This is a genomic window from Pedobacter lusitanus, from assembly GCF_040026395.1.
In the GTDB taxonomy this organism is placed as follows: Bacteria; Bacteroidota; Bacteroidia; order Sphingobacteriales; family Sphingobacteriaceae; genus Pedobacter; species Pedobacter lusitanus.
Window position 1 is genome coordinate 4,432,123 of sequence record NZ_CP157278.1, and the last position, 13,921, is coordinate 4,446,043.

Here is a 13,921-nt window from a genome sequence, read left to right on the forward strand (position 1 = left end):
GGGCCTTTTTTTTTGCTGGAATACAAAAAATTAATAACCGAATATCTGCTCCAGTGTAAGCGTGTTCAGTTTACCAAATTTCTCCATATCCTCTGTTTTTACTTTTTTATCAGAAGCTACAATACAATAATTATAAGGCTTGTTAGCCACATTACCAGCATGGAAAGCTTTGATATCTGCAAAGGTCAAAGGCTGTAGTCCTTTGTATTCATCAATTCTTGAATCATGATCAAGACCTAATCTTTTATCTGCATAATAACTGTTAATAATGGCTTTTTTAGTAATCCTTGAGGTCTCCAGTGAGTTTAAGGAATTCGCCTTCGAAGACTGAAAGTTTTTCTCAGATTCAGGTAAAACATTCAGCAGCTCATTCATTGCACCAACTGCATCATTCATTTTATCAGCCTGACTACCTACATAAGCCATCATTGAATTATCTTTTTCTTTCTTATCAGGAGCAGAATAGAACGCATAGGTTGAATAGGCCAGTGCTTTGGATTCTCTGATAGTCTGGAAAACTATAGATCCCATTCCGCCACCAAAATAGCTGTTAAACAGACTGATTTTAGCTATATCTGCCGGCTTATAAATACCGTCGTTTCTTACCCAGCGGATTTCTGACTGTACCATATCATAGTTGGCAAAATAAACCTGATTGTCTTTGTTGTCTGTATAATTGAATTTAAGAGCTGCAGGTATTTCAGTGAATGTCTGCGGCAGTACATGCACTTTATCTATGTTTTTAACAAAGGCATCAACAGTTTCAGGACCATAATAATTAATCGAATGTCTGAAATCATTGATGTGATGTAAAATATCCAGTAATTGCGCTGAAGTTATTTGTTTGACCTCTTCATTACTCAATACAAAATTAGTTGGATTTTTAGGTCCGAACTGTGCATAGTTCATGAGCCCGGTAAGAATCGATGCTTTGTTCAGTTTTGTATTTTCCCTTGATTTAAGAATGCTGCTTTTCATCTCTTTCAAAGCTTCCTCATTGGCTTTGCAATTGGCAAATACATGTTCCACTAAACTGACAGCCTGATCAAAGTTTTCCTGTAAACCACTGATTTCAATGGTAGTCACGTCGCTTTTAACCGATACTGAATAAGTACAGGCAATATTGTAGAACTGTTTACTGATCTCTTCTGCTGAATATTTATCCGTACTTAAATAAGTCAGGTATTTTGTAGCATAAGGCAGTAATTTATTATTCCAGGAACCCATCTCAAAACGATAAGTCAGATTGAAAATACTGTTTTCTTTATTCTGGACAGTGACTACATCGGCAATGCCCGCTTTATTAAAATTCAGATCTTTCTGGTAATCCAGGAATTTTGCTTCAATAGGTTTTGAAGGCGCCGAAAGTAAATTTTTAGTAAAAGCAGACGTTTCATTGGTATTGGTTTTAACCGGGGTAATTAAGGGCTTGTCAACTTTCTGAATATTTTTATCCTCACCTTTATGCTTTAAAATAACTACATAATTGTCTTTGAAGAATTTATTCGCAAAATCAACTATCTCTTTCTTACTGATTTTAGCCATATCATCCGGGTTGCTTAATGATTTATCCCATTTTGTTGCACGGTTTAAGATAAATTCATTTGTAGCAGCCTCTACACGGAAATCATTTTTATCAAAAGATTCCAGTAAACTCAGTTTGCTGTTAGCTACCGTAGCTTTAATCAGGCTTTCATCAAAATCACCTTTTTTCAGTGCAGTCAGCTGATCAAGTACTAATTGTTTGGCCTGTTCCAGCGATTGCCCCTGTTTAGGTTGTGCAGTCAGTACGAAAGTTCCATAATCTTTCATCTGCTCGTAGTTTGCACCTGCACTTAATACTTTCTGCTGTTTGTTTAAATTAATATCTATCAGACCAGCTTTACCATTGGCAAGAATTCTTGCGATCAGGTCAAGCATCATACTTTCCCTTGTACTTTCAGCATATCCTCTGTAACCAATTTTTACAGCTTCAGCACTTGGTCCGTTAATATCAGCAGTCTGAATTTTAGTCAACGGTTTTTCGGGAGCCGGAGCATACAGACCGAAAGGTTTCGCTTTCATATAAGAGAAAGCATGATCTACCTTTTTGATCATTTCATCAGCTTTAAAATCACCCGATAAAACGACTGCCATATTATTAGGGACATAATACTTGTTATAGTATTTGCGTATTTCTACCAGGGATGGGTTTTTTAAATGTTCAATAGTTCCGATAGTAGTCTGCTGACCGTAATTATGTGTAGGGTACAGCAGATCGTTCAATTTCTCTTCTACTTTCCAGGAGTCATTATCAAGCCCGCGGTTTTTCTCTTCATAAACGGCTTCCAGTTCGGTATGGAAAATGCGGAATACCGGGTTACGGAAACGTTCAGATTGTATGGCAAGAAATTTATCTACGGCATTAGAAGGTAAATCTTCATTGTAAACAGTTTCTTCATACCAGGTATGGGCATTGGTAGATTGCCCGCCAATAGATTTAATCATTTTATCATACTCATTGGCGATAGAATAATTAGAAGCTTCACCAGAAGTTTTATCAATCAGGGCATAGATTTCTTTACGTTTAGCCGGATCAGTTGTTGCGTGATATTTCTCATACAGGGCCTCTATTTTATCCAGCAGGGGTTTCTCTTTAGCATAGTTTAAAGTACCAAAACGATCAGTTCCTTTAAAAAGAAGATGCTCAAGATAATGTGCCAGACCGGTAGAAGTGCGCGGATCAGTATTACTACCTGCTCTTACAGCCATACGGAACTCAATACTTGGTTCTTTGGCATTCTCAGAGAGAATTACAGTAAGACCGTTTGGAAGCGTATAAAAGCGTGATTTGGTAGGATCATTAGTGACATACTTGTAGGTATATCCGCCCGAGGAGGCCGTTTTCCACTGATATCCCACCTGTGCCATCAGAGATGACCCGGCAAGAATAAAGCAGGATAAAAGAAATAATTTTTTTTTCATATTAAATAAGTTATGATCAAATATACTTTTGAAATATGAGAAACTAGTTATATATATCCTATAATCTTGTACTTTTACTGCCATGAAGAAAGAGCAATCCAGACCCAATATTTTAGTAGTAAATGATGATGGTGTTACTGCACCAGGTATCAGGAATCTGATTGAAGCAGTTAAAGAATTTGGCAATGTAGTCGTTGTGGCACCAGATGGTCCGCAGTCAGGTATGGGACATGCAATTACCATTGGAAAGCCCCTGCGTTTTGACCGGGTGCATCTATATGAAGGTGTGGAAATGTATAAATGCTCAGGTACACCGGTAGATTGTGTGAAACTGGCTGTAAATAGAATATTTAAAGGTAAAAAACCTGATTTATGTGTTTCTGGTATTAACCACGGACTCAATAATTCAATCAATGTAATTTATTCAGGAACGATGTCGGCTGCGGTAGAAGGAGCTATTGAAGGTATTCCTTCTGTAGGTTTTTCTCTGGATGATTTCTCTGAAGAAGCGGATTTCAGCCACTGTTATAAATTTATTAAAACTATTGTACGTCAGGTATTGGAACATGGCCTGCCGCAGGCAACTCTGCTGAATGTGAACTTCCCTAAAGGGGCCGATTTAAAAGGAATTAAAATCTGCAGACAGGCCAATGCAAAATGGGCAGAAGAATTTGATGAGCGTAAAGATCCTTATGGTCGTCCTTATTATTGGTTGTCAGGTGTATTTCAGAATAATGATAAAGGAGAAGATACGGATGTATGGGCATTGGAAAATGGTTTCGTATCCGTAGTTCCGGTACAGTTTGATTTAACTGCCCATCATGCTATTCCAATATTAAATTCGTGGACACTGAATGATTAAGCAAATTAAAAACGAAGTCTGGACAGGTTTTGGTATTGGTATCCTGTTACCAGGGATACTGCTTGCTGCTGTATGGTTTATCATGCATAAAGTTGCCTGGCTGGCAAAGGCCGATCTGTTGCTTATCGGCTGTATTGGTGTGAATGCTTTGCTGCTGAAATATTTTTTTAAGATTAATAAAGAGAATACCGGAAGGGGAATACTGGGAGCCACTTTTATCTGGGGCCTGCTGTTCTTTTTCTATAAATTATCACAAACATGAGGTATTATCTTGTAGCAGGTGAGGCCTCCGGTGATCTTCATGGGGCTAACTTAATGAAGGCACTGAAAGATCAGGATCCGGATGCTGAATTCAGATATTTTGGTGGAGATAAAATGAAGGCTGAAGGCGGAGTGCTGGCAAAGCATTATGCTGAGATGGCATTTATGGGATTCACCGAAGTATTGCTTAATCTGCGCACGATATTCAGAAATCTGAAAACCTGTAAAGAGGATATCCGGGCCTATGCTCCTGATGTACTGATCCTGATTGACTTTCCCGGATTTAACTTGAAAATTGCCAGCTTTGGTAAAGAGAACGGGATTAAAGTATGCTATTATATTTCTCCCAAAGTCTGGGCATGGAATCAGAAAAGGGTACTTAAAATTAAAAAGATAGTTGATCATCTGTTCTGCATATTGCCTTTTGAAGTTGATTTTTACAGAGAATGGGGGATGGAAGTCGATTATGTGGGTAATCCTTTACTGGATGAGAAAGCCTCTTTTGTGCCAGATCCGGATTTCCGTACTAAAAATGGCCTGCACGAAGGTCAGTTAATTGCACTGCTTCCGGGAAGTCGTAAACAGGAAATTGAAAGGCTGTTGCCAGCTATGCTTAGTGTGACCGCACAATTTACCGGGCAGCAGTTTGTTGTTGCAGCTGCACCAGGGTTCCCGGTTGTTTATTACCAGCAGTTTATCGGGGCAAAAAATGTCAGACTGGTTTTCGGACAGACTTATGATCTGCTGAATGTGGCTACAGCAGCGATTGTGGCTTCAGGTACGGCAACATTGGAAACTGCCTTGTTTCATGTACCGCAGGTTGTTGTTTATAAAGGAGGTACAATTTCTATAGCCATTGCAAGGATGCTGGTAAAGATTAAATTTATATCTCTTGTCAATCTGATTATGAATAAAGAGGTTGTTACCGAACTGATTCAGGAGGATTGCAATACCCTAAATATTACGGATAATCTGACCAGGCTGATTGATGGTCCCTGGAGAGAGAAAATGCTGAGTGACTATAATGATTTAGCGAAAATCATGGGTAAACCAGGAGCATCTGCCCGGACAGCATCACTGATATTAAAGTATCTGCAAAAAAACTAAATGTCTGCCTTGTTCAGTACAGGGCAGACATTCCGTCATTTTCTAGGCTGTTTTTTTAACCAGCAGATTATTGATTCTTTTCACTACATCGTCCAGATCAAATGGTTTGCTGATATAGTCATCAGCACAAGCCTGCGTACTCATTTGTTTACTTCTTGGATTGGCAGACATCACAATAACCGGAATATGTTTGGTGAACATATCATTTTTAAGGTCATCGCAAATTTCAATACCATTTCCGTCAGGTAACATTACATCGATAATAAACAGATCAGGTAAGGAGTCTCTTAGTTTACTTTTAAGTTCACTAACTGACGAAGAAAGTTGTAATTCATAACCTTCATCCTTCAATAAATATTCAATGATATACCTGATATCACTGTCATCTTCAAGTACGTGTATCCTTTTGATCATAATTAATTATGTTGGGCTATTTATGTCCGCAACTTCAACAAATAGTGTTCCATAATAGCGATAAACAACGGTGTCGGGTTAAATATTACATAACAATGTGCTAAAATTATTCGTTTAAATAAAAAAGGCAGATCAACGATACCGATCTGCCTTTTAAGGTGAAATATTTTAATTATGCAGCATCAATTGCTTCGCGTAAAGCCTTTGCAGCTGTTGCGGGGTCCTGGGCTCCATATATCGCAGCTCCGGCAACGGCTACTTTTACGCCGGCTTTAATCACAGCGTCAATGTTGGTGATATTTACACCACCTGCTATGGAAACCGGTACACCTGCACGCGCGGCCTCGTCAATTAAAACCTGGATAGAGTATCCGTCAGTCCATTGCTCATCTAAACCAGCATGTAGTTCTACGAATTCAGCACCTAATCCGATGACTTCCTGAGCACGTTTAACACGGTCAGCCACGCCAATTGTATCCACTACCACGCCTTTACCATGTGTTTTTCCTGCTTTAATTGCGCCGGCAATTGTTGCATTACCTGCTGCACCCAATACGGTTACCAAGTCGGCACCTGCCTTAAAAGCAATATCTGCTTCCAGTTCACCTGCATCCATAGTTTTCAGATCTGCGAAAACCAGTTTATCAGGATGCGCCTGTTTCATTGCAGTGACTACCGCGATACCTTCATTTTTAATTAATGGGGTACCCAGTTCAATAATATCAATATAAGGAGCGATTTTAGCAGCTAGTGCCAATGCGTCTTTTGTAGTTAATAAATCTATTGCTACCTGTAACTTTGCCATGTATTTGTTTTTATTTTTAATCGGTTATTTTATCTGATTGTATTTATTCAAGATTGGCGTGTCTTTCCCAGAGTTTTTCTGCAGCTGTGCCATCTGCAGCCCACAGGGTTTGAAAAACAGCATCTGTCAGTAATAGTAATGCCTGTTCAAACAGGCTGCCTGCATATTGTCCGGAAATGGTTTTTCCATGATCTTGTTTTTGTGCCGCAGGTATGATCAATACCAGGTTTGCCAGATTGGCCAGCGGGGAATCGCTGCTGGTAGAAAATGCAATTACTTCTGCACCTTCGGCAACAGCTTTTTCAGCTGCCCTGACAATTGTTGCTGTTGTTCCTGAGCCTGAACCAGCAATCAGGAGATCTCCTTTTCTGATAGCCGGGGTAGTTGTTTCTCCTGCGACGAAGACTGTAAAACCAAAATGCATCAACCGCATGGCGGCAGCTTTTAAAGCCAGACCAGTACGCCCTGCACCAATGATAAACAGACGGTCTGCCCGCTGTAAATGAGGGATTACGGCGGCTAGCTGAACAAAATCTATCTGCGCTGCTAATTTCTGGTTTTCCTGTAATATCAGTTCAAGATTTGTCTTTAAACTGATGGCCTGCTGATTGATGTCTGGACTGCTCATCTCTGGTTTTTGTGTGTGGTCAAAGGTAATTGAAGGGCAGAGGCAAGCTGTTACACTATATGCGCATAGTATGGGACTATTTGGAAATAGGTAGTGGATCGCTCAGGGGTCGGGGTTGGTATAGGGTTGGTATACCCCCGGGGTATACCAACCCTATACCAACCCCGACCTTTAACATATCTCTGATTTATCTTTTATCTTTGCCCCTTAATCCCTGATCCGGATAATTTCAGGAGGTCAATAAAAGAAAAATCAGCAGATGGAAGAAAATACGAGCGTTGGATTAGAAAAATCATTGATTTATATCAGGAATCTTGAAAATTGTCCGCCCAGTTACCTAAACGATCCAGGCAGGAAAGACTTCTTTGAAATTGTCTGGTTACAGCAGGAATTTCCACTGCATGCTGTCAGAGACGAGGAAGACCCGGGCAGGGGAGACTGGATTTACCTGATTCCGCCGTATCGTGTGCATCAATTGAATAAAGCCGGGAAAAATGGTATTCTGCTCTCTTTTAAAAGAGATTTTCTGGATGAAGAAGATAAGGAGTTCTATCTGGATATCTTTAAGATTTTTAACATACAGGGGGAGTTTTCCTGTTTGCCTTTAACTCTTGAAAATGCTGCTGAGCTCGATAAAATTTATCAGTTACTGGAAGAAGAATATAAAGAGCAGACCAACAGCTTCCTGATTTTAAAAGCATTGTTAAAAGTGTTTTTACTAAAACTGATTCGTATCAAGGAACATGTTTTTACTACTCAGGATGTAAATCAGAAAAGAGTATATGAGTTTATGATGTTGCTTGAAGAGAACTATCAGCAACAGCGCAATGCTGATTTTTATGCCGGGGAACTGGGGCTGAGTGCCAAACGTCTTAACCAGATTTTAAAAGACAAACTGGATAAAACGGGTATGCAGCTGATTCACGACCGCATTATTCTGGAAGCTAAAAGACAAATTATTCACAGTGAAAACACGCTTAAAGAAATTGCCTGGAACCTGAATTTTACAGACCGGTCTTATTTCAGCAGGTTTTTTAAAAAGCAGACGGGGCAATCTCCTGAAGACTTTCAAAAGCAGGCCAGAAGTCATATTGAGTCCAGATTTAATACCCTGATTGAATAGATATATCCTGATAAATATTCCTTAGCTTTATTTTCTAAACCCAAAATTTATGAAAAGAATAGCCTTTGCCTTCCTGCTTGTCAGCACTATTGCGGCTTGTAAACAAGAAGACAAAAAAAGCAACGCTAATGCGCAATTTGGAAAGCTGTGCGATCAGTATTACCAGGATTATTTAAAGTTGAATCCCATTTCTGCTACCTATGCAGGTGATGAAAGGTATAATGGTGAACTGCCAAATGATGGCTCTGCTGCTTATCTGAATACCACTAAAAAATTTTACAGACAATACCTGGACAGTTTAGGTAAATACAAGCGTGATGACCTGAGTGCAAATGATAAATTATCTTTTGATGTATTAAAAGATAATCTGGAAACTGGTCTTGAAGGTTTAAATTATCATTTTGAGTATCTTCCTTTTAACCAGATGACTGCATTACCATTAACTATTGGTCAGTTTGGATCTGGTACAGCTGCACAGCCTTTTAAAACTGTTAAGGATTACGAAGACTGGCTGAAACGTATAGATGCATTTGCAGTATGGGCAGATACAGCTATTGGGAACTTTAAAAAAGGGATGGCATCTGGTATCGTTTTACCGAAAGCACTGGTTGTAAAAATGTATCCGCAAATGCTGGGTATGGTGGTAACCGATCCGGCTAAAAGTTTGTTCTACGGACCAGTTAAGCAAATGCCGAAAGGATTTGCAGAGGCTGATAAGAAAAGACTTACTGAAGCTTATCGCAAGACAATTATGACCGTTATTGTTCCAACCTATAAAAAACTGGGTAATTTCCTGAAAAACGAGTATTTGCCAAAAGCAAGAACAACTTCGGGTTTCTCTTCATTACCGGGTGGGACAGCCATGTATACTTATCTGGTCAAACAACAGACAACCACGAGTAAAACACCTGAAGAAATCTATCAGACAGGGCTGAAAGAAGTGGCCAGAATTCATTCTTTAATGGATAGTATCAAAAATAAAACAGGGTTTAAGGGGGATCTGAAAGCCTTTTTTGAATACATGAAAAATGATCCTAAATTTATGCCCTATCATACACCTGCCCAGGTGCTGGCCGCATTTGATGACATCCATAAAAGAATGGAACCAAACCTGAAGAAGATGTTCACTGTTGTGCCGAAAACACCTTTTGAAATTCGTCAGACAGAGGCTTTCCGTGCTGCATCTGCAAGTGCAGAATACAACCAGGGGTCTGCTGACGGGAAACGTCCGGGAATATTTTATGTACCTATTCTGGATGCAGCTAAATTCAATACAACTTCTGGTATGGAATCGCTGTTTCTTCATGAAGCTATACCAGGTCATCATTACCAGATTTCACTAACCCAGGAGAATACAGAATTACCTGAGTTCCGTCGTTTTGGCGGACATAATGCCTATGTGGAAGGCTGGGCGTTATATTGTGAGTCACTGGGCAAAGAACTGGGCTTATATACCGATCCTTATCAGCATATGGGCGCACTGGGTGACGAGATGCACCGAGCTATCCGTCTTGTTGTGGATGTGGCTATACACACCAAAAATATGACCAGAGAACAGGCTATTAAATATATGATGGACAATGAAGCGATTAACGAGCAGGGTGCGACAGCAGAAATAGAGCGTTATATGGGAATGCCTGCACAGGCTTTAGGTTATAAGATCGGAGCGATGAAGATTCGTGAACTGCGCAGTAAATATGAAAAACAGCTGGGTGCTAAATTTAAGCTTTCAGAATTCCATCATCAGGTACTTAAGGACGGCTCATTACCATTGAGTGTCTTTGAAGCTAAAATGGATGACTGGGCAGCTACAGTAAAATAACAATATTCAAACGTGATCAGGAGAATATCCTGACCACGGAAGAGGAACGTCCGGTATTGAGTTTATGGCCATGTGCCACCGGATATGAATTCTCAATTTCAGGCCCGATAAAAGCGGCCGAAATCAGGTCATCAGGATTGGAACGGAATAATACCGACCATTTACCTGATGACCTGTTTTTATAGATTTCCAGAATCCCTTTTTTGTGGACTACCCTGAACAAAGGAATGTTTGGTGATAATCGTTTGACCTGGAAATTCTCGCCGTAAAGTGAAATTTTATAATAAATCATACAGACATTTTTAGGGGCCCTAAGCTAGTTGATTTTCAACACGCTTTAATAAATCGTCTAAATCGAATGGTTTGCTGATAAAGTCATCTGCGAATGCATATTTGCTGCTTTCTTCAGAACTCGCATGTGCGGAAATAATAATAACAGGAATATGTCTGGTGTCCAGACTTTGTTTGAGTTTACGGCACAACTGTATCCCATTTCCATCCGGAAGTTTAACATCCATTAGAATCAGGTCAGGCAAAGTATTAAAAAGGTTGGTTTTAAATTCTCTGGCATTGGATGCCACAGTAACATCAAACTCTGATTGTTGCAGAATATACTCTATTACATCACGAATAGCTTCGTCGTCTTCTATGATCTGAATCAGTTTTGACATGAGTAAATATAAGATCTGTTGATAAAGATTAAACGAAGATCTTATACAACTTGTTGCAATTGGAGGATGAAAAAAAAACGATTTCTGGCAATAAGTGGCAAACCATAGTCTTAAAGCCAGTATTTTTTGATGAAAAATAATTTACCGATGTTACCACCAGACGGGATTTCCGGAAAAAATAAATCCCCGCTGTTAAGCGGGGATTTAAATTTTTTATTGTCTGACCACTTTGAACTCCGTTCTTCTGTTGAGCTGATGCATGGCATCGCTGCATTTCACACCGTTTGCACAGCGGTTGATCAAATGAGTTTCTCCATATCCTCGTCCTGTAATCCTGGCTTTGTCTATACCTCTTGAAATGATATAGCTAACCGCCGAATTAGCTCTTTTCTGAGATAACCACTGGTTATATTCATCGCGTCCTCTGCTATCGGTATAAGAGCTGAGCTCAATCCAGATGGTTTCATTGGTTTTGAGTGTAGAGACCAGTTTATCAAGTTCTCTTGCTGCATCGGGACGAATGTCCGCCTTATCAAAGTCATAATAGATATTTTCAATCCTGATTGGTTTATTCAGAACGATAGTTTCCAGGAAGAGGTCTTTATGCAAGGTTTCAGACTGGTTAAGATTTTTGGTGGTCAGTGCTGCTGCATCAGAGCTGTAATTTGCTTTTTCGCCTTTGAGGGTATAATCAGCAGCTTGATCAAGATTGAAATTGAAAGTTCCCTGGTTATTGGTCACTGCGGTTAAAGTTCCGCCATTCTGTTTGTTGAGGGTTACTATTGCCCCGCTGAGTGGCAGGTTAGTTTTGCGGTCGTATACGGTTCCTTCGAGCTTGAAGTAAAGGATCATTTGAGCAGTGAAGCTGTAGATGTCGTCATTGCCGGTTCCTCCTGGACGGTTAGAGGCGATAAAGCCTTTACCTTTGAGATCCATGTTATAAGCAAAGTCATCCTGAGGTGAGTTCACCGGATACCCCAGGTTAACCGGATTGGCTAACCCGGCTGCATTTTGTCTGGCTTTATAGATATCGAGTCCGCCCATACCGATGAGTCCGTCACTGCTGAAATAGAAATTACCATCGGCAGCAGGGAAGGGGTTTCTTTCATTTCCGCTGGTGTTGACCGCGGCAAGGTTAACGGCATCAGCCCAGGTTCCGTCTGAATTTTTAGTGGTCCTGTAAATATCTGTTCCCCCTTTTCCACCAGGCATATTGGAAACGAAGTACAGGGTGTTTCCGTCGGCAGCAATGGAAGGATCTCCTACAGAATATTCATTAACGCGGTTGTATCTGAAAGGTACTGGTTTCCCCCATGTACCGTTAGCATCTTTGGTACTGCTGTATATTTCCAGGTTAATGGTTGCGGTCTGTCCTTTTTTACGGGTAATTTTTTCAGGAATCCTGGTCATGGTGAAATACAGTGTATTCCCATCTGCAGTGAAACTGGCAGCGCCAATATGGTAATTGGTCTGTGCGTTAAGGGCAAAGAATTTCAGACTGTCTGTGGCTTCACTTTTTTCATACAGGCGGAGATATTCATTTCCGGTCCATCCGTAATTGTTGGGATCAGGTAATTTGGTAGGTCCGTCAAATTTGAAGAATGGTTTTGATTTTTTAGTGTCTCCGGACTGATTACGATCAGAGGTGAAAACGATTCCTTTATTATATGTGATTGCACCCCAGTCAGAGCCGGTGCTGTTAAGTCCTTTTTCATTTAAAAGAGTTACTGGTACAGGATTTTTGATCCAGTATTTTGCTGAATCGCAGGAGGCCAGCCAGATCTGCTGCTGAGCCGGGCTGACGTCTGGTTTCAGACTGATATATTTCTGATAGGCAGTTTTAGCTTCATCGTATTTGGCATTGTTCTGCAGAGCTTTGGCGTAATACAAAGTATTTTCGGGATTGCTTTGAGGCATGGCCGAAGCGATAGCATACCAGCTTTCGGCCTGCGGGTAATTATCTACGAGCTGATAGGTTTCTGCCAGGCGCTGTGCAGCATGGAGTGTTTGTTTTTTATGATAAGCCTTTTGATATAATTCTATGGCTTTGTTATAATTGAATAATTCAAATTGGGTATCGGCCTCTTTGAGGACGTACTGTGCTTTTACCTTAGCTGTCAGTGACAGCAGGAGTATGGCGGTGAATATACCTGACTGGATTGTTTTCATGCTATGGATCAATGGGACGCGTTAGGATAAATTATAAATTTATTGATGTTTCGATACGGCTGAATGATTGATCTAGAAATACCTCGGAGATCTCATTCTGGTGTTTTTGGTATTGAAATAATAGCCGATAGATATTTCATGAGTACCACTGCTGTATCCCTGCAAAGGCCCGATGGAGATGTCATAAGCATAACCTACTCTTAAGGATTTGCTTGGGAAGACCTCGATGGCAGCAACTGCAGAGTTTCTGTTACTCAGGTCTCTTTGCAGATAATCTTTGTTATAGAGTTTTACCCCCGTACGGTAAGCACCACCTACCCATATTCTGTCCATGAAGAGTACAAAAGCATTGATGTCTAAACTGGTTGGTCCGCCGCGGTCATCCTTAAGCAGGAAGGAAGGTTTTAATAAAATATCCTGTCCCAGTGGAATGAGTGTACCTGCGGTTAAGTAGTAATGTGGTTTAGGTTGGGGAATAAAGGCATAACGGTCCACATTGATGTACTGAGCAATCAGGTTATCGGCAGAGAAACCAGCAAAGAAACGGTCATCTGAATAATATACCCCGACCCTGGCATCGGGCAGTACGGTATTTTGTGTTCCCGTAGGCTGATCAGGCTCCCTGTCATTAGGATCTAACATCGAGCCGTCGATTCCTAATTGCACCATGCCCAGGCCCACACCAAAGGCAAGTCTTGAAGTGCCGCTTTCATTCATCTTCAGTCGGTATGCATAATTGGCATAGGCAGCCAGATTACTCTGGGCGCCGAGTTTATCGGCTGATACCTGCAAAGCAAGTCCGACATTGCCGTTGTTGGCATTGGCATCCACGGCCAGTGAGAAGGTCGTGGGAGCGCCTTTGATCCCTGTCCACTGACTGCGGTAAAAACTATGCAGGTTCAATTGTTCTTTATAGCCCGCATAAGCCGGGTTGATATAAATACCGTTGAACATATACTGGCTAAACTGTGCATCCTGCTGAGCTTTGATGAGTTTAGCAGGAAGGAGCAGGCTCAAGACCAACACTAATAATAACAAGCTTCTTTTCATACGGGTATAATTAATTCTATTCTTCAATCTGATTGTGTTTCGGTA

At 40.6% G+C, this 13,921-nt stretch carries 13 protein-coding genes; 5 read left to right on the plus strand and 8 right to left on the minus strand.

The annotated features are described in order from the left end of the window. Positions 1-30: 30 nt before the first annotated feature. A complete protein-coding gene (locus tag PL_RS18990) occupies positions 31-2,964 on the minus strand; it encodes a M16 family metallopeptidase (protein ID WP_348620105.1) in 2,934 nt (977 codons plus the stop codon). A gap of 82 nt (positions 2,965-3,046) precedes the next feature. Between PL_RS18990 and surE the strand changes: the two genes are divergently transcribed. From surE to lpxB, 3 genes are read left to right on the plus strand one after another with little or no spacing between them, the layout of a single operon-like run. Further along, positions 3,047-3,826 (plus strand): 5'/3'-nucleotidase SurE, encoded by a 780-nt coding sequence (gene surE / locus PL_RS18995; protein WP_041887244.1) that lies wholly within the window; start codon positions 3,047-3,049, stop codon positions 3,824-3,826. Next, positions 3,819-4,088, plus strand: coding sequence for a hypothetical protein (locus PL_RS19000; protein WP_041887243.1), 270 nt, complete (start codon positions 3,819-3,821; stop codon positions 4,086-4,088). The genes surE and PL_RS19000 overlap by 8 nt, the downstream gene beginning before the upstream one ends. Further along, on the plus strand, positions 4,085-5,194 hold the full coding sequence (gene lpxB, locus PL_RS19005) for a lipid-A-disaccharide synthase (protein ID WP_041887242.1): 1,110 nt from the start codon (positions 4,085-4,087) through the stop codon (positions 5,192-5,194). The genes PL_RS19000 and lpxB overlap by 4 nt, the downstream gene beginning before the upstream one ends. A 42-nt stretch (positions 5,195-5,236) precedes the next feature. On the opposite strand, the gene PL_RS19010 is transcribed toward lpxB, so the two are convergent. The 3 genes from PL_RS19010 to hxlB form a co-directional block, all read right to left on the minus strand. After that, positions 5,237-5,608, minus strand: coding sequence for a response regulator transcription factor (locus PL_RS19010; protein WP_041887241.1), 372 nt, complete (start codon positions 5,606-5,608; stop codon positions 5,237-5,239). Between the two features lie 172 nt (positions 5,609-5,780). After that, on the minus strand, positions 5,781-6,413 hold the full coding sequence (gene hxlA / locus PL_RS19015; RefSeq protein ID WP_041887240.1) for a 3-hexulose-6-phosphate synthase: 633 nt from the start codon (positions 6,411-6,413) through the stop codon (positions 5,781-5,783). A gap of 43 nt (positions 6,414-6,456) precedes the next feature. Continuing rightward, positions 6,457-7,041, minus strand: a complete 585-nt coding sequence (gene hxlB, locus PL_RS19020) for a 6-phospho-3-hexuloisomerase (protein ID WP_041887239.1) — start codon at positions 7,039-7,041, stop codon at positions 6,457-6,459. 259 nt (positions 7,042-7,300) lie between these two features. Between hxlB and PL_RS19025 the strand changes: the two genes are divergently transcribed. After that, entirely contained in the window at positions 7,301-8,164 is an 864-nt protein-coding gene (locus PL_RS19025) for a helix-turn-helix domain-containing protein (protein ID WP_041887211.1), read from the plus strand. Between the two features lie 49 nt (positions 8,165-8,213). After that, the gene (locus PL_RS19030) at positions 8,214-9,986 is read left to right on the plus strand and encodes a DUF885 domain-containing protein (RefSeq protein WP_348620109.1); all 1,773 of its coding nucleotides are present in this window, start codon (positions 8,214-8,216) and stop codon (positions 9,984-9,986) included. Between the two features lie 16 nt (positions 9,987-10,002). Here the strand turns inward: PL_RS19030 and PL_RS19035 are convergent, their stop codons facing one another. The 4 genes from PL_RS19035 to PL_RS19050 form a co-directional block, all read right to left on the minus strand. Then, positions 10,003-10,278, minus strand: coding sequence for a hypothetical protein (locus tag PL_RS19035; protein WP_041887213.1), 276 nt, complete (start codon positions 10,276-10,278; stop codon positions 10,003-10,005). A 19-nt stretch (positions 10,279-10,297) separates the two neighbouring features. After that, entirely contained in the window at positions 10,298-10,657 is a 360-nt protein-coding gene (locus PL_RS19040) for a response regulator (RefSeq protein WP_041887215.1), read from the minus strand. Between the two features lie 213 nt (positions 10,658-10,870). Continuing rightward, positions 10,871-12,826 (minus strand): OmpA family protein, encoded by a 1,956-nt coding sequence (locus tag PL_RS19045; protein WP_348620111.1) that lies wholly within the window; start codon positions 12,824-12,826, stop codon positions 10,871-10,873. Positions 12,827-12,898: 72 nt separating this feature from the next. Next, a complete protein-coding gene (locus PL_RS19050) occupies positions 12,899-13,876 on the minus strand; it encodes a PorP/SprF family type IX secretion system membrane protein (protein WP_041881669.1) in 978 nt (325 codons plus the stop codon). Between the last annotated feature and the right edge of the window lie 45 nt (positions 13,877-13,921).

What these genes read in the sequence shown, in the direction of transcription:
- PL_RS18990 (WP_348620105.1), bottom strand. Translation starts at nt 2,964, where the DNA reads ATGAAAAAAAAATTATTTCTTTTATCCTGCTTTATTCTTGCCGGGTCA.
- surE (WP_041887244.1), top strand. Translation starts at nt 3,047, where the DNA reads ATGAAGAAAGAGCAATCCAGACCCAATATTTTAGTAGTAAATGATGAT.
- PL_RS19000 (WP_041887243.1), top strand. Translation starts at nt 3,819, where the DNA reads ATGATTAAGCAAATTAAAAACGAAGTCTGGACAGGTTTTGGTATTGGT.
- lpxB (WP_041887242.1), top strand. Translation starts at nt 4,085, where the DNA reads ATGAGGTATTATCTTGTAGCAGGTGAGGCCTCCGGTGATCTTCATGGG.
- PL_RS19010 (WP_041887241.1), bottom strand. Translation starts at nt 5,608, where the DNA reads ATGATCAAAAGGATACACGTACTTGAAGATGACAGTGATATCAGGTAT.
- hxlA (WP_041887240.1), bottom strand. Translation starts at nt 6,413, where the DNA reads ATGGCAAAGTTACAGGTAGCAATAGATTTATTAACTACAAAAGACGCA.
- hxlB (WP_041887239.1), bottom strand. Translation starts at nt 7,041, where the DNA reads ATGAGCAGTCCAGACATCAATCAGCAGGCCATCAGTTTAAAGACAAAT.
- PL_RS19025 (WP_041887211.1), top strand. Translation starts at nt 7,301, where the DNA reads ATGGAAGAAAATACGAGCGTTGGATTAGAAAAATCATTGATTTATATC.
- PL_RS19030 (WP_348620109.1), top strand. Translation starts at nt 8,214, where the DNA reads ATGAAAAGAATAGCCTTTGCCTTCCTGCTTGTCAGCACTATTGCGGCT.
- PL_RS19035 (WP_041887213.1), bottom strand. Translation starts at nt 10,278, where the DNA reads ATGATTTATTATAAAATTTCACTTTACGGCGAGAATTTCCAGGTCAAA.
- PL_RS19040 (WP_041887215.1), bottom strand. Translation starts at nt 10,657, where the DNA reads ATGTCAAAACTGATTCAGATCATAGAAGACGACGAAGCTATTCGTGAT.
- PL_RS19045 (WP_348620111.1), bottom strand. Translation starts at nt 12,826, where the DNA reads ATGAAAACAATCCAGTCAGGTATATTCACCGCCATACTCCTGCTGTCA.
- PL_RS19050 (WP_041881669.1), bottom strand. Translation starts at nt 13,876, where the DNA reads ATGAAAAGAAGCTTGTTATTATTAGTGTTGGTCTTGAGCCTGCTCCTT.